The organism is Maridesulfovibrio sp. (assembly GCF_963678865.1).
Taxonomy (GTDB): Bacteria; Desulfobacterota; Desulfovibrionia; order Desulfovibrionales; family Desulfovibrionaceae; genus Maridesulfovibrio.
Genome location: NZ_OY787459.1, coordinates 2,341,945 through 2,363,723, shown reverse-complemented (window position 1 = coordinate 2,363,723; position 21,779 = coordinate 2,341,945). Strand labels below are relative to the sequence as shown.

The 21,779-nt window shown below is 48.5% G+C and carries 18 protein-coding genes; 16 read left to right on the top strand and 2 right to left on the bottom strand.

Going from position 1 to position 21,779, the window contains the following annotated elements:
- Positions 1-9: 9 nt before the first annotated feature.
- From qmoC to ACKU41_RS10735, 15 genes are all read left to right on the top strand, one after another.
- Positions 10-1,230 carry a quinone-interacting membrane-bound oxidoreductase complex subunit QmoC gene (gene qmoC, locus ACKU41_RS10805; protein WP_319777356.1) on the top strand — a complete coding sequence of 407 codons (1,221 nt, stop codon included), beginning with the start codon at positions 10-12 and terminating at the stop codon, positions 1,228-1,230.
- A 22-nt stretch (positions 1,231-1,252) separates the two neighbouring features.
- A complete protein-coding gene (locus tag ACKU41_RS10800; RefSeq protein WP_321400710.1) occupies positions 1,253-1,933 on the top strand; it encodes a hypothetical protein in 681 nt (226 codons plus the stop codon).
- Between the two features lie 620 nt (positions 1,934-2,553).
- The gene (locus ACKU41_RS10795; RefSeq protein WP_319777353.1) at positions 2,554-3,309 is read left to right on the top strand and encodes an ABC transporter ATP-binding protein; all 756 of its coding nucleotides are present in this window, start codon (positions 2,554-2,556) and stop codon (positions 3,307-3,309) included.
- Positions 3,310-3,337: 28 nt separating this feature from the next.
- Positions 3,338-4,471, top strand: a complete 1,134-nt coding sequence (locus tag ACKU41_RS10790) for a branched-chain amino acid ABC transporter substrate-binding protein (protein WP_321400707.1) — start codon at positions 3,338-3,340, stop codon at positions 4,469-4,471.
- 67 nt (positions 4,472-4,538) lie between these two features.
- Positions 4,539-5,441, top strand: a complete 903-nt coding sequence (locus tag ACKU41_RS10785) for a branched-chain amino acid ABC transporter permease (protein ID WP_319777349.1) — start codon at positions 4,539-4,541, stop codon at positions 5,439-5,441.
- Between the two features lie 28 nt (positions 5,442-5,469).
- Positions 5,470-6,639 carry an ABC transporter permease subunit gene (locus tag ACKU41_RS10780; protein ID WP_321400704.1) on the top strand — a complete coding sequence of 390 codons (1,170 nt, stop codon included), beginning with the start codon at positions 5,470-5,472 and terminating at the stop codon, positions 6,637-6,639.
- A 3-nt stretch (positions 6,640-6,642) separates the two neighbouring features.
- Positions 6,643-7,356 (top strand): ABC transporter ATP-binding protein, encoded by a 714-nt coding sequence (locus ACKU41_RS10775; RefSeq protein ID WP_319777347.1) that lies wholly within the window; start codon positions 6,643-6,645, stop codon positions 7,354-7,356.
- Positions 7,357-7,612: 256 nt separating this feature from the next.
- Positions 7,613-7,804, top strand: a complete 192-nt coding sequence (locus ACKU41_RS10770; RefSeq protein WP_319777346.1) for a ferredoxin — start codon at positions 7,613-7,615, stop codon at positions 7,802-7,804.
- 184 nt (positions 7,805-7,988) lie between these two features.
- Entirely contained in the window at positions 7,989-10,082 is a 2,094-nt protein-coding gene (locus tag ACKU41_RS10765; RefSeq protein WP_319777345.1) for a methyl-accepting chemotaxis protein, read from the top strand.
- 334 nt (positions 10,083-10,416) lie between these two features.
- Entirely contained in the window at positions 10,417-11,616 is a 1,200-nt protein-coding gene (locus tag ACKU41_RS10760; protein WP_321400700.1) for a hypothetical protein, read from the top strand.
- Positions 11,617-11,629: 13 nt separating this feature from the next.
- The gene (locus ACKU41_RS10755; RefSeq protein ID WP_319777342.1) at positions 11,630-11,794 is read left to right on the top strand and encodes a hypothetical protein; all 165 of its coding nucleotides are present in this window, start codon (positions 11,630-11,632) and stop codon (positions 11,792-11,794) included.
- A 25-nt stretch (positions 11,795-11,819) separates the two neighbouring features.
- A complete protein-coding gene (gene fliJ / locus ACKU41_RS10750; RefSeq protein ID WP_319777341.1) occupies positions 11,820-12,257 on the top strand; it encodes a flagellar export protein FliJ in 438 nt (145 codons plus the stop codon).
- Positions 12,181-12,864: a hypothetical protein gene (locus ACKU41_RS10745; RefSeq protein ID WP_319777340.1), complete on the top strand. Its 684-nt coding sequence runs from the start codon at positions 12,181-12,183 to the stop codon at positions 12,862-12,864. Before fliJ ends, ACKU41_RS10745 begins: the two co-directional genes overlap by 77 nt.
- A 39-nt stretch (positions 12,865-12,903) precedes the next feature.
- Entirely contained in the window at positions 12,904-13,716 is an 813-nt protein-coding gene (gene truA, locus ACKU41_RS10740) for a tRNA pseudouridine(38-40) synthase TruA (RefSeq protein ID WP_319777339.1), read from the top strand.
- On the top strand, positions 13,640-15,442 hold the full coding sequence (locus ACKU41_RS10735) for a hypothetical protein (protein ID WP_321400695.1): 1,803 nt from the start codon (positions 13,640-13,642) through the stop codon (positions 15,440-15,442). The genes truA and ACKU41_RS10735 overlap by 77 nt, the downstream gene beginning before the upstream one ends.
- Here ACKU41_RS10735 and ACKU41_RS10730 read toward each other — a convergent pair whose 3' ends face one another.
- Entirely contained in the window at positions 15,443-17,398 is a 1,956-nt protein-coding gene (locus ACKU41_RS10730) for a FapA family protein (RefSeq protein WP_321400693.1), read from the bottom strand. It abuts the gene before it with no gap.
- Between the two features lie 136 nt (positions 17,399-17,534).
- On the bottom strand, positions 17,535-18,779 hold the full coding sequence (locus ACKU41_RS10725; protein ID WP_321400691.1) for a BPL-N domain-containing protein: 1,245 nt from the start codon (positions 18,777-18,779) through the stop codon (positions 17,535-17,537).
- Between the two features lie 230 nt (positions 18,780-19,009).
- On the opposite strand from ACKU41_RS10725, the gene ACKU41_RS10720 reads away from it, so the two are divergent.
- Positions 19,010-21,664, top strand: a complete 2,655-nt coding sequence (locus ACKU41_RS10720) for a valine--tRNA ligase (protein ID WP_321400689.1) — start codon at positions 19,010-19,012, stop codon at positions 21,662-21,664.
- The last annotated feature ends 115 nt before the right edge of the window (positions 21,665-21,779 follow it).

The following is a 21,779-nucleotide window of genomic DNA, read 5'->3' as shown; positions in this document are numbered from 1 at the left end:
AGACGCGATATGGAAAAAGATATTCGCATTAAACCGGATCTGGAGTTCATCAAGGAACTGCAGGAAGTCGGTGGCGAAAGCCTGAAGAAGTGCTACCAGTGCGCAACCTGCTCTGTAGCCTGTCCCCTGTCGCCTGCCGATAATCCTTACCCTCGTAAGGAAATGGTCTGGGCTCAGTGGGGCCTTAAAGATAAACTCGTTAACGACATCGATATCTGGCTGTGTCACAACTGCGGTACCTGTTCTGACCTGTGTCCCCGTGGCGCACGTCCTGCAGATCTGCTCGCAGGGCTTCGTAACATGGCCTATCAGAAGATGGTAACCCCTTCCATTATCGGTAAATGGATGGCTTCCCCCAAGCACCTGCCCAAGCTTATGGCTATTCCGGCAGCGATCTACATGATCATTTGGTTTATCATGGCGGGAGTCCGCGGTTCCTTCTTCCCTCTTAAAGATGGTGAAATCGTCTATGGATACCTGTTTCCCGGCGACTTTACTATTGACCCGATCTTCATGATTGCCTTCGGTTTTATGGTTTGGACCTTCTATAAAGGAGTAAAGAACCTGATCGAATCATTCAAAGATCAACCGAAGGTCTTTGCTGTAGGTGACAAATCTGAAAAGCCCAGCATGCTGGAGTGCTTCATTGACGTTTGTAAAAACGAACTGCTGACTCACTCCAAATGGAAAGAATGCGGTGAAACCGATGAAGCTGACGAACAGAAGTTCAACGGTCACCGTTTCATCATGCTCGCATTCGTCTGCCTGATGGTCGTAACCGGTGTGGTTGCTGTAACCCACTGGGGTGGAAAGATTATTCCTTTCCTCGGTCATATAGGCCATACTCCCATGCCGCTGTGGCACCCGATCAAGATTCTGGCCAACGTTGGCGCTGTACTGCTGGTTTATTCACTGGTGATGCTCACTAAGCGTCGTCTGAATCAGGACCAGAGCGTACATGGTTCCAGCTACTATGACTGGTATCTGCTCGGCCTGATCTGGACTATCGCCGTAACCGGCGTCATGTGTGAACTTCTGCGTCTCCTCGGTGTAGCAGTTCTCGCATACCCCATGTACTACGTGCACCTGATCGCCGTATTCATGATGTTTGTCTATCTGCCGTGGTCCAAACTTGGACACCTGGTCTACAGGACTGCAGCTTTAACTTATGCAAGATACATTGGCCGTCTGCCCATGCCGGTCCGTGAAGAAAAGACTTTTACTCTGTAATAGAGCAAGGAGGAACTAAACCATGTCTGAAGCACGCAAAACTTTCCCCATGAGCACTTTTGTGTCCTACATCAAGGGTGGCGAAAGCAACAACTCTGTACAGGAACTTCTGGGATACATGACCCAGAAAGACATCGATGCTGAATTCGAACCTTTTGCAGCAGCTCTTGCAAAAGCATGGATCTACGAACAGCATCCTGAACTGGCTAAAATGAAAACCGGTCAGGTTACCGGCCTTGGCGACAACGTTTCCGTTGGCGCACTTCCCGGCGACGTTATGACTCAGGTTGATGCTATCTTCGGAAAGCTCGCTGAATACCGTTCCACTATCTCTGAGCAGGCTGCTAAAGTTCAGGATCTGGAAACCAAACTTGCTGCTGCTGAAGGCAAACTCGGTGAAACCGAAAAAGCCATGGCTGAATACAAAGGCAAGTGTGAAGCTTTTGAAGCTGCTGGTAAGGACGAAGGCGATAAAGTCCTCGTTACTTCTCAGGAAAAAGTTGAAGAGTACATCGGTAAAGTTGATGAACTCCTCAAAATGATCGAAGACGTTAAAAAGCACGGTGTTGTAACCGTAGCTGCCGGTGCTGTAGCTGAAGGTGCAGCTCCTGCTGGTGATTCCGCTGGTGCTCCCGAAACCGGTGGTGCACCTGCTGAAGACTTCGGCTTCGGTTCCGATCCTTTCGGTGATGATAGCTGGTAGGCCGATCTAGCCATCCCGCTTCATTTTATTGAAGTTAGTGAGACCCTGTCCGCATTGCGGACAGGGTCTCTTTTTTTTGGGCGACATAATGGAGAATAAAATTTTTTACTTAAAATTTACATAAGTGAGAAGTGAGTTGCTTTTGTAAAAAATCGTTTATAATGCAAAAATAATTAAACTAAGAATTTAATTCATTATATTTGCAAATAGTGAGAAATAACTGCGCTTAAAAAAGAATGGTCAGTTCTAATATTAGAAATTAGCCAAATATGAAAAATGCTGCTAGATATATGGACAATTTTGTAAGTAAAAAAAGACTTTTATTACGTGCTATTGTCTGTATGATCAAATGTGAATCAACAACTATAGATACTAATGTTAGATAAAATGACTAGAAAGCAGAATATAGTAAAACATCGTTTCTACTGTTCTATGATCAAACTGTCAGCTGTATTGCTGTTGTTTGTGCAGAAAAGTTGATCATGCAATCAGGTTTAGTAGTTAGTTCGCGGTAAAGCGTTGCTGCTACGAATAATAATTCTTTAGATTAGGATAGTAAGAAATAAAAAACGTCTTCTGTCTTGATCTCAAGAAGAATAATGTGTATAGGTATGTCCAATATGGCAGAACTTCATTTACACGATGTGAGCGTCCGCTTCGGTGGACTGCAGGCTCTGGCAGAGGTTAACTTCTCTCTCATGCCGGGAGAGATTGTGGGACTTATCGGACCTAACGGCGCTGGCAAAACCACAGTCTTTAACGTGATAACCGGAGTCTATTCAGCATCCGGTGGTCACGTTGAATACGACGGTGAAAACCTTACCGGCTTAAAGCCGTATCAGGTGCTCCATAAAGGTATTGCCAGAACTTTTCAGAATATTCGTCTCTTTCAGAATATGACCGCACTTGAAAATGTAATGGTTGCTCAACACTCCCGCTCATCATGCGGAGTCTTCGGCGCTATTTTTCGCACTCCGGCCCAGAAAAAGGAGGAGGCGCGTATCAAGAAAAAGGCAATGGAGGAGCTTCGGTTCGCAGAGCTAGACGAATATGCTGACGAGGTTGCGTCCAGTCTTCCTTACGGTCATCAGCGGCGGCTTGAAATAGCAAGGGCTTTGGCTTCCGAACCGAGCACAATTCTGCTTGACGAGCCAGCCGCAGGTCTGAATCCGGCTGAGAGCGGGGAGTTGATGGATACGATCCGCAAAATCTCTGAAAGGGGTATCAATGTGCTTATGGTGGAGCATGACATGAAAGTTGTCATGGGTATCTGCCAGCGCTTGGTTGTTCTTGATCACGGAGTAATGATTGCAAAGGGTAACCCTGAAGAAATTCAGAAAAATCCTGCTGTAATTGAGGCATATCTGGGTAACTAACCTTATTCACTTTAGGGAGGCTCGTTCTATGAAACGTTCTATCATGACAGCTCTGCTTGTCTCAGCAATTCTTATGCTGAGTGCAGGCATGGTGTTCGCAAAAACACTCAAAGTCGGAACTATGGGACCGCTGACAGGTCCATATGCTGCTGACGGTAATGACATCAAGAATGGTGTTCTTACCGCGGTAGAAGTTGTTAAGGCAAACGGAGGAATCCCCGGCTTTGATGAAATCGTGGTCCTGCCGCAGGATACCGCATGTGAACCCCGTCAGGCTGTTGCTACCGCAAACAAGCTCATTAACGAAGAAGCTAACGCGGTGGTAGGCTCTTACTGCTCCAGTGCAACTCTTCCTGCTTCCGAAGTACTTGATGAAGAATCAATCATCATGATTACCCCGGCCTCCACAAACGAAAAAGTAACCTCCCGTGGCCTGCCTTACATGTTCCGCATGTGCGGTCGTGATGATGATCAGGGTTCCATAGCTCTGAAATTCATGCAGGAGCAGCTCGGAGCCAAGTCCGTATACATTGTAGATGATAAGACCGCATATTCCCAGGGTCTTGCTGACGGTGTTGAAAAGATGTGTAAGGCTGCCGGCATCAAGGTTCTCGGCCACGAGCACGTCAATCAGGGCGACAAAGACTTTTCTGCTATCCTGACCAAGGTCAAGAACAGCAACCCTGATGTTTACTACATGTCCATGCAGAACTCTGCCACCGGCGCATTGATGCTGATTCAGGCCAAGCGCATGGGAATCAAGGCTGCCCGTCTGGCTCAGGATGCAGTTTATCATCCGCAGCTGATTGAAATTGCTAAAGACGCAGCTAATGGTGTTTATCTTACTTTCGGTTTTATTGATGACAATGCCCCCGCATATAAGGAATTTTACGCACAGTATCAGCCCAAGTACGGTGAGCCAGGTGCATACTCCGGTTATGCATACGACTCTGCCATGGCTTATTTCAAGGCCCTCAAGGATGCAGGATCCACAGATCCTGAGAAAGTCAAAGCCGAACTCATGAAGCTTGATTACGATGGCGCAACCAAGCACATCAAGTTCAAGCCTAATGGAGATTCCGGCTCCAACTACATTATCCGTAAGGTTGATAACGGTAAGTTCATCAACTACTGGAATCCCGTTACCGGCAAGCTTTACTAGAAGTTTATCAAATGTCGGCCCCTGCCCCTTGCGGGCGGGGGCCATTACGTACAGCCCCTGGATCTCCATGGAATATTTTTTTCAGCAACTCATCAACGGTATAACCCTCGGCAGTGTCTATGCATTGATCGCGTTGGGGTATACTATGGTGTACGGCATCATTCAGCTTATTAACTTCGCCCATGGTGAGTTTTTTGCTGCTGGCGGTTATGTCGGTGTAATTTTTATGAGCTATCTGCTTTCGCAGGGTGCTCCGGCCTGGGTCTGCCTGTCCGGTTCGCTTCTTCTCGCGATGGCATACTGCGCCATGCTGGCCATGGCGGTCGAAAAGGTTGCCTACAAGCCTTTGCGTAGCTCTTCACGGCTTTCGGTGCTCCTTTCCGCGCTGGGCATGTCCATTTTTCTTCAGAATGGACTGATGCTTACGCAGGGTGTGTATGACCGAGCTTATCCCACCGAATTGACACAGGGCGGATTCGAGTTCGGAACAGTCATGCTTTCCTACATGCAGCTGTTTATCGTAAGTTTAACCGCGTTTTTGCTGGTGGCTCTCAATTTTCTGGTCTTCAAGACCCGTATAGGCAAGGCCATGCGTTCCACTGCACAGGACAAGATCATGTCCGCGCTTGTAGGCATCAATTCCAACCGTATCATCAGCCTGACCTTTGCAATTGGTGCCGGGCTTGCAGCCGCAGCCGGGATCATGGTCGGTCTCTATTACGGCTCTGTGCGTTATGACATGGGGTTTGTGCCGGGGATCAAGGCTTTTGCTGCTGCTGTTCTGGGCGGAATCGGGAACATCACCGGAGCAATGATCGGCGGCTTCATAATCGGCATGGTCGAAATTTTCGCTGCAGGTTATATTTCAGGTGAATACAAGGATGTGTTCGCATTCCTAATCCTTATCGGAGTGCTTTATTTCAGACCTTCAGGAATCATGGGAGAGAACGTTGACGATACCAGAGTTTAAAAAACACTGGACTTCTTTAGGCGTTGGGATGATCTGGCTGTTCGTCCTGCTCTGGCCTCTGCTCGGAGTAAAGCCTGAAGGATTGGAAGTGGCGACAACATTTTCGGTATGGTGGAAGATTGCTGTCGGCTGTTCATTTGTTCTGGTTATTTATCAGTTAAACAGCATAGGGGCTTTTAATTTTCTCACTAAGCCTGCCGGCGCTGCAGTGGGGGGAGTTAAAAAAGCGACTTCGACCCTGCCTTTTGCGGTCTGGGCCTTTGTTCTGCTTGCATTCGCAGTGGCTTATCCGCATCTTTTCGGGCGTTATGCACAGGACGTGGCCATCAACTGCATGATTTATATCTGCCTTGGGCTCGGTTTAAATATTGTTGTCGGCCTCGCAGGAATGCTCGACCTTGGCTATATCGCTTTTTACGGGTTGGGTGCATACACTTATGCCTTGCTTTCCATCACCTACAAACTGGCCTTCTGGATTTGTCTGCCTTTGAGTGCGGCTGTTGCCGGACTGGGCGCTTGTCTTATCGGTTACTGTTCCATGCGTATGCGTGGCGATTACCTCGCCATTGTCACCCTCGGTTTTGCAGAGATCGTGCGCATGGTTTTAAATAACTGGATGAGCCTGACCAACGGTCCCAACGGGATTACCGGAATCAAGGCTCCGGGAATTTACTGGCCTGACTTTTCTAATGGATTCACGCTTGAACACATTTGGCTCAAGAAACTTTCCCTGACCTACTACGTTATCCTTGCGCTGGTCGTCTTCACTATTATTGCGGTTTATCGTTTGAATCACTCCCGCATAGGGCGGGCCTGGGAAGCCATTCGCGAGGATGAGACCGCTGCAGAGGTTATGGGAATTCCGACTTTTTATATGAAGCTGCTGGCTTATTGCTCCGGTGCCTGTTTCGGAGGACTGGCCGGAGCCTTCTACGCTGCGCGTATGCGTTTTGTCAGCCCGGAATCTTTTACCTTTCTTGAATCGGCAATGGTTCTTTCCATGGTTGTTCTCGGTGGTATGGGGTCTATCCCCGGAGTGATTCTCGGCGCCTTGGCCCTGATCGCCCTGCCTGAGATTTTCAGGGATTTCGAGCTTTACCGCATGCTGGTTTTCGGTGGCGTCATGACCCTGATGATGCTTTTCAGGCCGCAGGGATTGCTGCCTCCTAAACGTAGAATGAAGGCGGATAAGGATTAAGCCATGACAGAACCTATTTTAGAACTTCGTGATGTCCATGCCGGATATGGCAGCATTAAGGCCCTTAAAGGGATAAGCATCAAAGCGATGGAAGGGGAAATTGTTTCGATTATCGGCGCTAACGGTGCCGGTAAATCAACAACCCTGATGACCATCTGCAATATCGTAAAGGCAACTGCCGGAGAAATTTATTACAAGGGGCAGTGTATCAATAAAGTTGCATCCGATAATCTGCCATCGATGGGATTGTGTCAGGTTCCGGAAGGGCGTCGTATTTTTCCCCGGTTAACCATTGAGGAAAATCTCGATATGGGAGCTTTTTTTCGCAATGATAATGAAATCGGTGATGATATGGAGCGGGTATTTTCCATGTTCCCAATCCTGCGAGAAAGACGCAGGCAGGCCGGAGGAACTCTTTCCGGTGGGGAGCAGCAGATGCTGGCTATAGGCCGTGCGCTTATGAGTCGCCCGAAAGTACTGCTTTTGGATGAGCCTTCACTTGGACTTGCGCCGCTTATCGTTAAGCAGATATTTGATATTATCAATGAGATCAATAGGCTTGGCACGACGATTATTTTGGTTGAGCAGAACGCCAAAGTAGCATTGAGTATGGCCCATCGTGGATATGTTCTTGAAACCGGGAATGTGGTCATGGAAGATGATGCTAAAAAGCTTCTGGACAATCCGGATATTCAAAAGGCCTATCTGGGCGAATAAATAGAGAACATAAACTGTCATCATGGTCCCTTGAAATTTTATTTCAGGGGACTTTTCTTTGAGTTGAGAATGTCTTCCCAAAAAAGTGTGCATCTCCTGATCAGGGTATATTGCTCATGTATGACTGAAAACCATCTCAAGAAGGTTGTGCCGTAGTATATTTTGATAGGAAAAGCTTGCCTAGAATATACTCTTTGTGATTGAGTTGTATGCAAAATAAAGGCAGTAGTTATTTCCAAATTCCTGGAGGCAGATTATGGCTGGAAAAGTAGTAATTGATCAGGACGAGTGTATTGGCTGTGAAACTTGTGTAGAACTTTGCCCTGAAGTTTTTGCCCTTGATTCGGAAGGGGAAAAGGCGGAAGTGATCAAAGAAGATGCAGTCGATCTTGATTGTGTGGAAGAGGCAATTGATTCCTGCCCGGTGGAGTGTATCACAATTGAGTAAATGGGATTTGATGTATTTGTTTTCATTAAAGGCACCTTCGGGTGCCTTTTTCTTTGCCTAATACTTAAATGGAAATGACCTACATAGAAAAGGAAATCGTGGACATAAAATATTAAATATGTGTATTATCTATTAGGTGGTGTTTTAGGCTTAAATTTTATTGACTTTTGCAGGGAGTTCTTTCGTGAAGATCAGGACAAGAATGATACTGGCCATAGTCTTTCCAATGATCATATCTGTGGGCGTAGTCATGTTGACTGTTTCCATGCAGTTCGATTCAACAGCGGAGGATTCATACCGCAAAACAGCCAGACAAGAATTGAGGCTGGTTAATAATTATATCGGCGAGATACTGAACAAAGCTAAAAATGTAAGTAGGTTCATAGCTGGTTTGGATGAAACAAAAAAAGCAATGGGCAAGTGGACAAAATATTTCGAGCTTGCTGGTCCCAGTAAGCCTGCCATGCACGCCACAGACTCATCTGAAATAGCTGTAAATCGCCTTGCTAATGACCTGATGAAGACAAATCCGTCCTTTGCTTATGTGTATCTTGGTTTTGAAGACGGCGGCTATACTCAGGACGGTTCGGAGACCATAAATAATACGTATGATCCTCGTAAGCGTCCTTGGTATAAAGAAGGTAAAAATTCAGATAAAGAATCTACTATTCTTTCCGCGTATATCACTACTGAGGGGTTTCCCAACATTGGTATGGTGACCAAAATCAAGGATATGAGTGGAAACTTTATAGGTGTCTCAGCTGTGGATATTTCTTTGGGGGACCTTACAGAGATAATTAATGAACTCAAGATAGGTGAGACTGGTTTTGTTGTTCTTGTGCAGGGAGACGGAACTGTCCTGGCCGATCCCAAAACCCCTGCAAATAATTTTAAGAAAATTGATGAACTGGACAATGCCGCTCTTAGTGAAGCTTATTATTCCAAGGAAACATGGATCGATTCGACTGAATTTGCCGGCGAGAAATTTTCTGCTGAAATTTATCGTTCCAAGGAAACAGGCTGGACACTGATCGCCTTCATTCCACACGCTGAGATATATGCCGCTTCAAAGGAAGCAAATGTGACTATGCTGGGCATTGGTGCGGTTGCGGCTCTGGTCTTCGGTGCTCTCGGAACAATTATGGTTAATTCAAGTCTTGTCCGGCCTATTTATGCAATGGGTGAATTCGCAAGACAGATTGCTGCAGGGCATTATGAGGCTGAGCCGGAAGAAGCCTCTTACCGGGCAGAGTTGCGAGAACTTCTCGATAACTTGCGCTCTATGACCAGCGAGTTGGTTAAGACTATCTCATTGGCGGAAGACAAGACTCGTGAAGCTGAAGAAAAAACAGAGCAGGCTGAAGAGGCACTCGGCAAGGCTGAAGAGGCAACCCGTAGAGCTGAGTCCGCAAAGCGTGAAGGAATGATGCAGGCGGCCGGACAGCTGGAAGAGATAGTGGAACGTATTTCATCTTCTTCCACCCAGCTCTCCGCCAATGTTGAAGAATCAAGGCGCGGCTCGGAAATGCAGCGGGAAAGGGCAGCCGAAAATGCCACGGCCATGGAGGAAATGAATGCCACAGTACTTGAAGTAGCCTCCAATGCCTCAAAAAGTTCGGAAGAAGCTGAGCGGGCCAGACTCGAAGCTGAACGCGGTTCCGAGATCGTGGATAAGGTTGTGATTGCTGTCGGTAATCTTAAGAGTGAATCTGAAAAGCTCGGTAGTGAAATGGGACAGCTGGGAGAAAAGGCTGAGTCTATCAGCAGCGTTATTAGCGTAATTACCGATATCGCAGATCAGACCAATCTGCTGGCCCTTAACGCGGCAATTGAAGCGGCTCGTGCAGGAGAAGCAGGGCGCGGTTTTGCTGTGGTTGCAGACGAGGTTCGCAAACTGGCGGAGAAGACAGTGAGCGCAACTTCTGAGGTCGGTGAAGCAATAAGTTCCATTCAGCAGTCTTCAAGGAATTCAATCAATACCATGAACGATACTACGGAGATGGTTGACTCAACCACCTCTCTCGTCAATGATGCCGGGGAAGCTCTGACATCTATCCTTGAAATTATTGAGCTGGTTGCTGAGCAGGTCCGTTCTATTGCTACTGCGGCAGAAGAGCAGAGTGCTGCTTCAGAGGAAATCAATATGTCCACTTCAGAAATCAACCGTATTGCAGATGAAAACTTTAATGCCATGGAACAATCGGCAGAAGCGATGGCGAATCTTGCGGAGCTTTCCAATATGCTTAATAATTTGATTGATGATTTGAAGAATTCATAACAAAAAATAAACCGTATATAATGACCGGGGTGACATGTTCATCCCGGTCATTCTTAATTTTGACGGTCAGTGGACAGTTCGACTTTGATTTGCTTATGCGTAACTGAATTCGTTATACGTAGTCTTCCTGAATGATGAATGAACTCATGATAGGTATTTATTTTGCTTGCTGTGAATAATAGGTGAATTACACGCCTAACGCTGCAGTCGTTTTGGTTAGTGCTATTATATCGGGCTTGCCAAGACGCGGAATAGTGCATAAATATTAAGTACAAAAAAGGATAAAACCCGCCGCTCTCAGGCGGGAAGGTGAACCGAATATATGAAAATGTTTATGAGTTCGAATTCTTTTCGGACGTTATTCTGTGCAATTGCCCTGATTATGGTTTCCATGCTTTCCCTAACGCTTATGGCAGGGGAGGGTGAGTGCGCTACTTTTGGTGAAAAGCAGAAAGACAAGAAAATAACACTCCCCAAGCAGGTAAGTGCTGGGCTAGACTACTTATTTGCTTTTTTGGCCGGTAAGGAGGCCACGCTTGATGCTTCAAAAATCAAAGGCTTGATCAAGTATGTGGATGATTCCCCGGCAACAAACGAAATTATAAATCTGCCCAAGCGAGAATCCGCCAATGGTGCGGCCATGCGTATGCAGGTTGATGCCGGTTTGAAAAGGATTCTTGAGTATACTTATAATCCTGATATTCCTAACTATGCTATTTATCCCTCTGTAATCAGGGTTAGCGGCTGGCATGCAGACAGTCCGTTTTATGCTGAAAAGGTCCAGCCGTGGAAATATCTTGATGACTGTGACACCCCCAGAGTCTGGCGTGGTGAGGAGTTTGAAGTCAATACCCCGGATTCCTTCGGCGGCGGTTATTATCGGTATGACTTGAACCGACTGCTGGTGTTGCTCAAGTTTGAGGGCCGTGATGTTTTTCTTTCCGTATCCAAGCAGATGGATAAATCCAGCGTGGGCATGAAAGGGTTGGTGGTGGACGACAACCAGTGGAATTATTTTTACAGTGGCATCCCCGGCCTGACTTCCGGTGGCATGGGCTGGATGGATACTTTTATGTATGATTCCATGTCTGTGAACCTTTACATTCAGGACAAAAATAAACCCGGACAGACCGTGAGCTACCTGTTCAAGTGGCTGCGGGCCGGATGGGCCGGGCTGAATGTGGTCCGCCCGAAACATATTTTTGAAGGCAGCCAGCGTTTCGGGCGTGCTTTTTCTGCCCTGATGGAATCCAGCGACCTGCCCTCACCCGATGCGTTTGCCAAGAAGGTCCGTGAAATCGAAGCGCTGTCCGATCAGGATATTGACCACTATATTACCGAGTACTCAAAACAGGTCGAACACATTGCTGCAGAACATCCTGTCCTGTCCGACAAATTCCCCGAGGTATATGAAAACGGCAAATATGCCGATAAATTTACCCGTGAGGAACGCATCGGTGTTCTGGTTAAAGAATATGTAAAGCAGGCCATGGGCAAGCAGTGTCTGATTTACGAGAAAGTTGTATCCAATTAGCAGCGAGGTATTCATGCTCCATTCTGAAAGCGAGGCCAAATTCAAATATTGTCCTTATCTGATGACCAGTGATGACAAAATGAAATTCTGCCAGGGGACAATGTGTATGATGTGGCGTTTTGCTGACGCTGAAAAAGGTTATTGCGGACTGGCCGGAAAACCCGAAGAAAAGAAATAGTTTTTTACTGTAATCATTTCAAAATATGCCCAAGCCTTTTGTATTCAAGCTTGAAAAGGTTCTGGAGTTCAGGGAACAAGCGGAAGAGCAGGCCAGACTTGCTCTAGCTGAAGCCCTGCGTCTGCATCAGGAGGCGAAGAAAAAGCTCTGGGCCGTGGAAGAATTGATCGTTGCCCACCGGAAGAAAAGATACGAAAATCTATCAGCTAACGATATGTGGTTATGGCAGCAGTATGATGTCGCTCTAAAAGAGGATTTGCAAGCTGCCCAAAACCGTTTGAAGCAGTTGGCCCTTAATTTGCAAAAATGTCGTGCAGAAGCTGTAAATAAGTCAAAAGACCGTAAACTGCTCGAAAAGCTAAAAGAGAATCAGGCGAAGAAATATCATGAAGAAGAAAGTCTCAAAGAACAAAAAGAGTTCGACGAAATGGCAACTATTCGCTTCAAACCTGAAAATTTCTAAGATACTTTTTTGCCTGATTTTTCTGGCTCTTTTCAAGCTTTCCCTGATCGGTTCATTGGGCTTTGATCTTACTGAGCATCATGATGAAGTGAAAGAGGTTGTGGAGGCCGTGGTGAAAAGCAGCAATGTTGTCCGCAATGCTGTCACTCCGCCTGATGCTGTTGCCGCTGAGGCCGAAGCCAAGGACAAAGCCAAACCAGCCCCCAAAGCATCCAAACCCTCCACCATGCCTGAAGCGGACTGGAAAGCTCTTAAGGCCAAGGAAGATGAGCTGGCCCGTAAAGAACGCTCTCTGCGTACCCTTGAGCAGAATCTGGATAAGAAGCTGGCCGATCTGAATGATCTTGAAAAACGGTTAAAGAAGATGCTCGCCGATGCTGATGTGCTCAAAGATAAGAAGATCAAGCATCTTGTGGGTGTTTACACCGCCATGAAAGCCAAGCAGGCCGCACAGGTCATTGAATCTCTTGACACCGACCTCGCCGTCAAGATTTTGTCAGGAATGCGCGGCCGCAACGCCGGTGCCATCCTCGGTTTCGTGACGCCTAAGAAAGCAGCCAAGCTTTCCGAAGAACTCACCAAGCTTCAGACTCCTCTGGAACAATAAGAAAAGTCTTTTTCCGTCGGCCATCACCTAATTCTTATAATGCAAAGAATCAAACTTGTCCTTGCCTATGACGGCACTGATTTTTGCGGCTGGCAGCTGCAGCCTGAGCTGCGCACAGTGCAGGGTGTCTTAGAACAGGCCATAATCAGAATTACCGGGACTCCGGTGCGGGTTCACGGCTCCGGGCGTACGGATAGCGGAGTACATGCTTTCGGGCAGGTGGTCCATTTTGATGTGGAGGAGGACAGGGCTGCTGTCCCATGGCAAAGAGCACTTAATTCTCTGCTTCCGGACGATGTGACAGTACTCAACGCCGAACTTGTCCCGTCTGATTTTCATTCCCGTTTTAATGCTGTCCGCAAGACCTATACGTACACCCTGTGGCTGGATAACAGTTTTTTTCTGCCTTGGCGCAGGCATTATGTCTGGAAATGCGGTCCTCTTGATCTTTCCGCTCTTGATCGCGGCATGCAATTTTTTTTGGGTGAACATGATTTTGCCTCCTTCCAGAATACCGGTACTCCGGTGAGCTCTACTGTGCGCACAATCCATGAATTCAGACGTTATCCCGGTCAGATCGGGCAGGAAATGATTCTGGAGGTCTGTGGTTCTGGTTTCCTGAAGCAGATGGTCCGCAATATGGTCGGCTGTCTTGTGAATATCGGGCGGGGTAAAGCCGAACCCGAAACTGTCCGATCATTATTACAGATGAAGGACAGAACTGCGGCTCCGGCCACGGCTCCTGCACAAGGGTTGTGTATGGCCGGAGTTTACTATGGAGAATCAGGTTGTGGCGGAACTGACATTGGACGGAACCAACCTCAAGGTAGCGGAATCGACGGAGAAGCCTGATTCCCTGCAAAGAGTTTTTCCCGGATCTTATTGGGAAGAACGGTTCAGCCGCGCCGCCTTAAAGAATAAATATGAACTCACAGCACCTTCTGCGGCCATGGAGGTGCAGTCCAAGGTCAAATCCTTAAGCGAAACCCTTGCCTCCTTCCGCTGGCCGGATCAGGGCTTCGGCCTGAGCAGTTCCCGGTTGGTCGTCAACGATCCTTTTCTTGATAATAAAATTTCCGCCTCCCTGACCAACAAGGATAATTTTCAACGTTATTACCGTTACTATTCGCGCGGTTTCAGCGGTGAAGCTGAGACTTCTCTTGATGCCGGAACTTACAAATTCGACATGACACTGGGATCTTCCTCCAGACATCTTGAGGTTGATGTCAGCGAAGGTATGACCAATGACGAATTGCTGGAAGCCGTGCGAGATGCGGTCAACGACAGCTCATTTCCTGTGCAGGCCCGCATTTTCAAACAGAATGCGGTGGGTTCCAATCCTGATGACTTGCTGGGCATAGGCTCGGCCCTAGCATTTTCCGTAAACACGGCCTACGTGGTCACGGAAGAAAATCGCGGTGACAGCACGCAGGATCTTGAATCAGCCAATAAGCTTTCATTTTCTGACAGCAGCGGCCATCTCATCTCCAACCTGAAGCTATACGCAACCGGGAAGCCCATCGGTCCGGCAGAAGAGGGGCTCTACAACCTTTCCGGTGCTTTCGCCGGAGGCCCGTCCCAATTTTTGAGTAAGTCCTTTGATGCCAATGCTACAACCTCCATTGCCGCCGGAGATTATTCCATTGACTACAATATCGGGGCGGAGTCCGGATCTATTGATTTCTATGTGGAAGCAGGTGATGACTGGGATACTGTGCTGACCCGCATTGCCAATTCCGCCGCTTCAACTTCGGATAAGATCAATGCCGAGGTTGTCGATGCCAGACTGGTTTCTCCTGTCTACACCGGTGATGATTATTATCTCATTGACGGCAAGGCTGTAAGTATCACTGCGGTCAATCCCAAGATCGGGGAACGGCTGGAGCTGGAACCCGGTTCCGGGCTTGAAGTGCTGGGATTGAATGCTACCGCCCATCCCGGTGCGGACGCGCAGATGACTATTAACGGCTATAGAGAGGTTCGCGCACCCGGTGAATTTGCTCTTGATCATGGCCGGGTTACGGTGGAGTTGGATGGTAATTTCGGTGAGAGCCTTCCCCTGCGGGTGGTGGATGCGGTTACTGAAATGGAGAAAAACGTCGGGCTGGTTACTGACGGATATAATGACCTCCGAAAAGCCATTCTGCCTGCTGCAGATCTTTTTCGTGAGGGCTTTGCAGACCTTTGGCGTGATCCTGTCAGTGATAATGAGACTGATCTGGAATGGATGGGCCTCAAGGAAGCGGAGGAGGATAAGCTGCTCTGGTTTGACTCCGATGCGTTTTATGATGCTTTGCTGGCTGATCCGGCGAAAGTACGTGAGCTGCTGGAAGATGAGGATGACGGCCTTTTTACCCGCTGGCAGGACGTTAATGATAAGGTAATTGAAAACACGGTCAGTTCTTATCTGATCCCGGAAACATCTTTACCCGGACCGTGGTTGCCTGAACCCTCCCCGCGTACCGAACTTGAGCTGGAGGTGAAGCGGGAACTTGTGGATACTTTTGAAGACAGTTTTGATTTCGATTTTGATGACCCTGCGGATGATAACGGGCGGCTGGTTTCCACAAAGGGTTGATTATAATTTGGTCGCAATGATGGTACGTTCATCTGCATCAAAGCGGAATTTCATGCGCGCTGTGGGTTTGCTTATCTGTACTGTTTTCCCACCGATCTTAATTTCCACACCGGGATGGATTTTGCGGTGGACCCGGATGGAGAGTCGCTCAAGGGATTTGTAATAGTCGTTAAGCTCTTTTGAAAGCTGTTTGCGGATTTCCTTGAGTTTGATTTTGATGCGGCCGCGGAGCATGAGAATTTGTTTCATCTGCTCCAGTTTGGCAGGCGGAGTGCCTTTTATGATCGATTCATCATCCCCCTGTCCGATAGCGGAATTTATTTTCAGCAGTCTTGCTCTCAGGGCATCCCTTTCTTGGCTCAGCTTAGTATTCGGCTTTTGTTTTGCCGTGATTCCCACTACGGTCTTAACCCCAATTTCTGATCCGATTTCGTTGGCTTCTATACTTACTTCAGAAGTTACGACCCCGCCTTGAATGATTCCCTTGCCGCCAAGAGCACTGACCGGGCCTTTGCAGCGGATGAGGCAGTTGCTTATTTCATGTTTTATAATGATTTCATCGCCGCATTCAATATGGGCATTGGAGGCGAATTGGGCGGTTATGATTCCGGCGGCTTTTACGACCCCCTTTCCGGCCATGACCAGTCCGCCTTTAACTTCCACATCTCCCCCGGCTGTAACCTTGGAGCCTTCAATTGAATCGGCAACTACAACGTGTGCGGGGGCTTCCACTGTGAAACCTTCCCTGATGGAACCGTTGACATGAACCGAGCCTTTTTCAAGTTTGATATTGCCGGTGGAGTAGTCAACGTCGCCCTTTGTCTCCAGAACATCCTTGACCGCAAGAGTGTTGTCCTGAAAATGGACTATTCCGGTGGATGTGGCCTTGTAGGTTATGCCGTCCGGCATGGGAGCCACATGAGCTCCGGTTTTAATTTCAAGGGGATTACCTCCGGGAGGAGGGGTAAGCCTGCCGTATACGTCTTCACCTGATTTGCCTTCCACCGGAGGATGAATTTTTCCGATGACATCCCCGGGGCCGACCATAGGGTGAACTCCGCGGTCCTTGAAGTCTACACGGTCATCTTCGCCGGTTGTCCCGATTGAGGTGGCTGCTTTATCTTCGCGTGCATACTCGAAATATCCGTCCTGCCCTGGTATCGGTTCCGTTCCGGTTACAATGACAGCTTCCTGCACTTCTCCGGTTTCACGGGCTTTTTTTATAGCTGTCTGGCCTACTACATGTTGTAAAGGCCGTGTGATGCCCATCCCTTCCAGAACCTTTTCCATAGCACCCAGATCGTAGCGCATGCTGAAGCAGTCGTATGGGTAGAGTCTGGTTTTTACCGACATCATGTCTGAGGAAATTATTATTAGCGGTTCTATTGAGACCTGATGGTCGGTGATTCTTACCAGCCCGTAGGTTTTAGCAGTCAGTTTTCCGGTTTCCGCGTCAAGAGAGCAGTTGCTGTCGGGAGCAAGGTCCAGCGGTGTTGGGGTATGGGTATCTTCAGCCGGGATTTCTTCCCCATACAGATTTTTGCCGGGTGATGCCGGAACAGCTTCGCTGAGCCTCCCGAATTCCATGCCCGGCAGAACAGGAAAGTTCAGGTCTGCGTCGGTGATGATCTGGCCGTCTACAGCATTTTGAGGGTAAAGAGCCCTTACAAGAGCAACATTGATAATGCTTTTGCCTTCCGCGGATCTTTTCAGGGCGAACATGGCACCGTCATGGTCAAGCTCTCCCCTGATACCGGACCGCTCCAGTTCTGCCTTCATAAGTTCAAGAGAGAGGGTGGAACCGTTTCCTTCCGCCGGGGTGTAGGCGGATATGAAAGCGGCCATTTTATCATGGGTCAGTTTGAATTCAAGCGTGGCGTTACGATCTTCAGGAGCAGTCCTTTTCTCCATGTTCCGGAGCTTTGTCTTCTGTGATGAATTGTCTTGTTCCGTCATTGATCACACTGCCCGAAGATGTCTTGAGTTGCAGGTTGTGTTTACAGAAAGTCTAGACTTTTGGGTTGCTTTTTACCTTATAGTATCTTTTAAATTTGTTCAAACAAAGCTTGCAAATAGTAACTCGTTTGTTTTGTTAATCAACTTTATGCATTACCCAGACAAGCTCTTCCAGTATATAAAGCAATTTTGCGTAAATTCCTCCGGCTCCGGGAGGCGGTCCGAAAAGACCGTTTCGCTGTTCCTGCAATGCTTTAGGGAATATTGTGTCCGGATCAAGAGTGCGCATAGTCATGGCAAAACGCTCAGCAAGCAGATACCCGGTAACTCCTTCCTCAAATACAGTCATGTATTTCATGAATTCATCTTTGCATGCGTTCCATGCTTCAATAGAAGCTGCATTTGGTTTGTGGGCCGTTACTTTGCAGATAAGTGCATAGAGGCTGTTTAAAGCGGCTCCGGGAATTCCCCGTCTCCAGCCCAGCAGCCATGGGTTGCGCCAGAAAAGAAGGAAGTGTCCCTGTCCTGTGGCGATTATTTTTTCAAGAGACCTGCGTACGGAAATAAGATCAGGGTCTTCCCATTCCAGTGGGGTGTCGGCCAGTTCCCAAGCCGGAAGGGTCGGGCGGTTTTGCGTATCCTGTTTCAGCATGCGGTCAAGGAGGTGTGACAACCATAGATTGGCCTGTGCTGATGCCGGGGTTTCCAGATGCGGATAACTGAGTATGAAGGTCCCTTTTCCGCTTTGACCGCTGATAACTGCCGGGCGGTCATGCAGGAATTCAGGAAACAGTGAGATTCCGTACATGTTGCGCCAGTCATTAAGAGTTCCCTCAGGCAGAGAAGAAACACACAGGTCGGCCACCCAGAAGTCATTACCCGGTTCACGGTAGCGGCCCAGCACAGAGGTGGAATCACATTTGTTTGGTGAGAACTGGCCCGGCCACCAGACCGGAATCAGGGCATTTTTCCCAAGGCTTTCAGGAACCAGCGGGCTAGATTGATCAAGTTGAACTTTTATATGCCCACTTAAGAAATGATGCAGTCTGTTTTCAAATCCCTTGCGATGCCAGCAGCTTAGGTTGAGTCCTCCTGCGCCGGAAAGCCCCAGTCCGGCTCCACCGCAGAAACCGAGATATTTGCCGCCTTCTCCAACATATTTCTGGATTTCAAGAATTCCCGGTCCGCCCAGCTTCATTGCCTTGCCTTTGGCCCAGCCTCCGGGAACGATAAGTGCCGCCGGAGGCTTGCCTGAAAGCATGCCTTGCGCTATTTGATGCCCACGCACCAATTCGTGGTCGATATTCCATGCTTCAAGGGCCCTTTTGACCAGCAGCCCCCAGATATGGGAGTCGTCCCATAATATATAGATACTTGACATGTTCGTGTCTCTTTATAAGTGTGTGTAGCGCAAGTTGACGAGGCGAGTGTTTTGTTTTGACCGCTGATCCTGTAAATACACGTAAAATCAGGGCAGGCAAAGCACATCTTTTTTAAAAAATATTATAATGAAACCAACTTAGCAATTCTCTACGCAACGGGAAGCCGGAAAAAGGCGACCCGCTACGTATTTTTTTGTTTAAGAATTTATATTTGAACAGGAGTCCTTACATGGCGGAATCAAACCTCCCCAAAGGTTATGAACCTTGGGATGTAGAAAAAAAGTGGCTTGACCACTGGGAAGAAAACAAAACTTTCACCCCCGATCCCGAAGCAGACGGCGATCCTTACTCCATCGTGATTCCGCCGCCAAACGTCACCGGTGTGCTGCACATGGGTCATGCCCTGAACATTACCCTGCAGGACATTCTCTGCCGTTACCAGCGCCAGCAGGGCAAAAACGTTCTCTGGGTTCCCGGAACTGACCATGCAGGTATCGCCACCCAGAACGTTGTTGAGCGTCAGCTCAAGACCGAAGGCAAGACCCGTGACGATCTCGGACGTGAAAAATTCATCGAGCGCGTCTGGGAATGGAAAGAAGAAAAAGGCGGCCACATCCTCAAGCAGATCCGCCGTATGGGTGCATCCGTTGACTGGGACCGCGAATGCTTCACCTTTGACGAGCAGCGCGCCAAGGCCGTACGCAAGGTTTTTGTCCAGCTCTACGAAGAAGGTCTTATCTACAAAGGCAATTACATCATCAACTGGTGTAACCGCTGTCACACTGCTCTTGCTGATGACGAGGTAGAACATTCCCCCAAGCCGGGGCATTTCTACAACATCAAGTATAAACTTTCCGACGGTTCCGGCGAACTTATCATCGCCACCACCCGTCCCGAAACCATGCTCGGCGATACCGCCATCTGCGTGAACCCCGAAGATGACCGCTTCAAGCACCTCATCGGCAAGACCGCTATCCTGCCCATCGTGGGCCGCGAACTGCCCATCATAGGTGATTCCTACGTTGACATGGAATTCGGTACCGGTGCTCTGAAAGTTACCCCCGCTCATGACATGAACGACTGGGAACTGGGCCGTAAGCACAACCTTGAAGTTATTTCCGTGTTCGATGAAGACGGCAACATCAATGAGAACGCACCTGAAAAATATCAGGGCATGTTCAAAGATGACCTGCGTAAGGTAATCGTTGAGGACCTCAAGGCCGAAGGCTGCCTTATTGCCATCGACGACCACGAGCATTCCGTGGGTGAATGCTACCGCTGCAAGTCCATCATTGAACCTCATGTTTCCGAACAGTGGTTCGTGGCAATGAAGCCGCTGGCTGAAAAGGCCCGCGCCGCTGTCCCTTCCGAGACTCAGATTTTCCCTTCCAACTGGGAAAAGGTCTATTACGAGTGGCTGGACAACATCCGTGACTGGTGTATCTCCCGTCAGATCTGGTGGGGACACCGCATTCCGGCATGGACCTGTGAAGAGTGCGGTGAGCTTATTGTTGCCAATGAAGACCCCACCAAATGCACCAAGTGCGGTTCTTCCAAACTCACTCAGGAAGAAGACGTACTTGATACCTGGTTCTCTTCCGCTCTCTGGCCTTTCTCCACACTGGGATGGCCTGACGAGACCCCGGAACTGGCCAAGTATTATCCCACATCCGTGCTGATTACCGGATTCGACATTCTCTTTTTCTGGGTCGCACGCATGATGATGATGGGCATTCATTTTCAGAATCAGATTCCTTTTCACCATGTTTACATCCATGCCCTTGTGCGTGATGAGCACGGCAAGAAAATGTCCAAATCCACCGGAAACGTCATTGATCCGCTGGAAATGTCCGACAAGTACGGTACTGACGCCCTGCGTTTTACCCTGACTTCTTTTGCCGCCATGGGCCGCGATATCAAGCTTTCCGAGCAGCGTATTGAAGGCTACCGCCACTTTGTCAACAAAATCTGGAACTCCGCACGTTTCGCGCTGATGAACCTCGACGGCAAGAAGCCTGAAGCAGCTCTCGAAGATGCATCCGGCCTCGCTAACGAGTGGATTCTGCATCGCCTCGAAGAGGTGAAGGACACCATGAGTGAAGCTGTGGAAGCCTACCGCTTCAACGAAGTGGCCCAGACCATGTACAAGTTCATCTGGAACGAGTTCTGTGACTGGTATCTTGAAATGATCAAGCCGGATCTTTACAGTGATGACGAGTCCCGTAAGGGTGCAACATTGAAGGTGCTCTGGACCGTTCTCTCAGAAACCATGGTCCTGCTGCATCCGGTAATGCCTTTCGTTACCCAGGAAGTCTGGTCCGTGCTGCCCGGCATTGAAAACAACGATATTGCCACCGAAGCCTTCCCCGAAAAGCGCGACAACTGCCGCAATGCAGCAGCCGTCGAGCAGATGGAGCTTTTTCAGGGCATCGTTTCCGCTGTGCGTAACATCCGTACCGAGTTGCTCATTGCTCCCTCCAAGAAGTTGGAACTCATCGTGCGCACTGCCAACGATGAAACAACAGCACTGATCAACGACAACGCCGATCTTATCAAGGCCCTTGCCCGCCTGGAGAGCGTAACCGCAGGTCCCGATGCAAAGGGCCCCAGCGCATCCGGCACGGCAGTTGTTCAGGGTAATGAGCTTTTCGTACCGCTGGCAGGCGCAGTCGACTTCGAGTCCGAGCTTGCCCGTCTGGATAAGGAATTCGCCAAGCTGGACAAAGATCTCGTAGTGATAGAAAAGAAACTCTCCAACAAAGGTTTTGTCAGCAACGCTCCCGCAGAAGTTGTTGAAAAGGAAAAAGCCAAGCTGGAAGAGATCAACGACAAGAAAGCAAAGCTGACCGAGCTGAAAGACAGATTAGTCAGTGTAATGGAATAGATTATTCAGGGGAGGCCTTCGGCGACACCTCTGTTATCACGTATCCGTAAAACTCGAAGCAGATGCTTCTCGTTAACGGCTACGAGTCCTGCCGGGGGCCTTAAACCCTTTTGTA

Coding starts and splice junctions, on each gene's coding strand:
- ACKU41_RS10800 (WP_321400710.1), top strand. CDS start 1,253: ATGTCTGAAGCACGCAAAACTTTCCCCATGAGCACTTTTGTGTCCTAC.
- ACKU41_RS10795 (WP_319777353.1), top strand. CDS start 2,554: ATGGCAGAACTTCATTTACACGATGTGAGCGTCCGCTTCGGTGGACTG.
- ACKU41_RS10730 (WP_321400693.1), bottom strand. CDS start 17,398: ATGACGGAACAAGACAATTCATCACAGAAGACAAAGCTCCGGAACATG.
- ACKU41_RS10760 (WP_321400700.1), top strand. CDS start 10,417: ATGAGTTCGAATTCTTTTCGGACGTTATTCTGTGCAATTGCCCTGATT.
- ACKU41_RS10790 (WP_321400707.1), top strand. CDS start 3,338: ATGAAACGTTCTATCATGACAGCTCTGCTTGTCTCAGCAATTCTTATG.
- ACKU41_RS10785 (WP_319777349.1), top strand. CDS start 4,539: ATGGAATATTTTTTTCAGCAACTCATCAACGGTATAACCCTCGGCAGT.
- ACKU41_RS10780 (WP_321400704.1), top strand. CDS start 5,470: ATGATCTGGCTGTTCGTCCTGCTCTGGCCTCTGCTCGGAGTAAAGCCT.
- qmoC (WP_319777356.1), top strand. CDS start 10: ATGGAAAAAGATATTCGCATTAAACCGGATCTGGAGTTCATCAAGGAA.
- truA (WP_319777339.1), top strand. CDS start 12,904: ATGCAAAGAATCAAACTTGTCCTTGCCTATGACGGCACTGATTTTTGC.
- ACKU41_RS10745 (WP_319777340.1), top strand. CDS start 12,181: ATGAAGAAGAAAGTCTCAAAGAACAAAAAGAGTTCGACGAAATGGCAA.
- ACKU41_RS10735 (WP_321400695.1), top strand. CDS start 13,640: ATGGAGAATCAGGTTGTGGCGGAACTGACATTGGACGGAACCAACCTC.
- ACKU41_RS10725 (WP_321400691.1), bottom strand. CDS start 18,779: ATGTCAAGTATCTATATATTATGGGACGACTCCCATATCTGGGGGCTG.
- ACKU41_RS10775 (WP_319777347.1), top strand. CDS start 6,643: ATGACAGAACCTATTTTAGAACTTCGTGATGTCCATGCCGGATATGGC.
- ACKU41_RS10770 (WP_319777346.1), top strand. CDS start 7,613: ATGGCTGGAAAAGTAGTAATTGATCAGGACGAGTGTATTGGCTGTGAA.
- fliJ (WP_319777341.1), top strand. CDS start 11,820: ATGCCCAAGCCTTTTGTATTCAAGCTTGAAAAGGTTCTGGAGTTCAGG.
- ACKU41_RS10755 (WP_319777342.1), top strand. CDS start 11,630: ATGCTCCATTCTGAAAGCGAGGCCAAATTCAAATATTGTCCTTATCTG.
- ACKU41_RS10720 (WP_321400689.1), top strand. CDS start 19,010: ATGGCGGAATCAAACCTCCCCAAAGGTTATGAACCTTGGGATGTAGAA.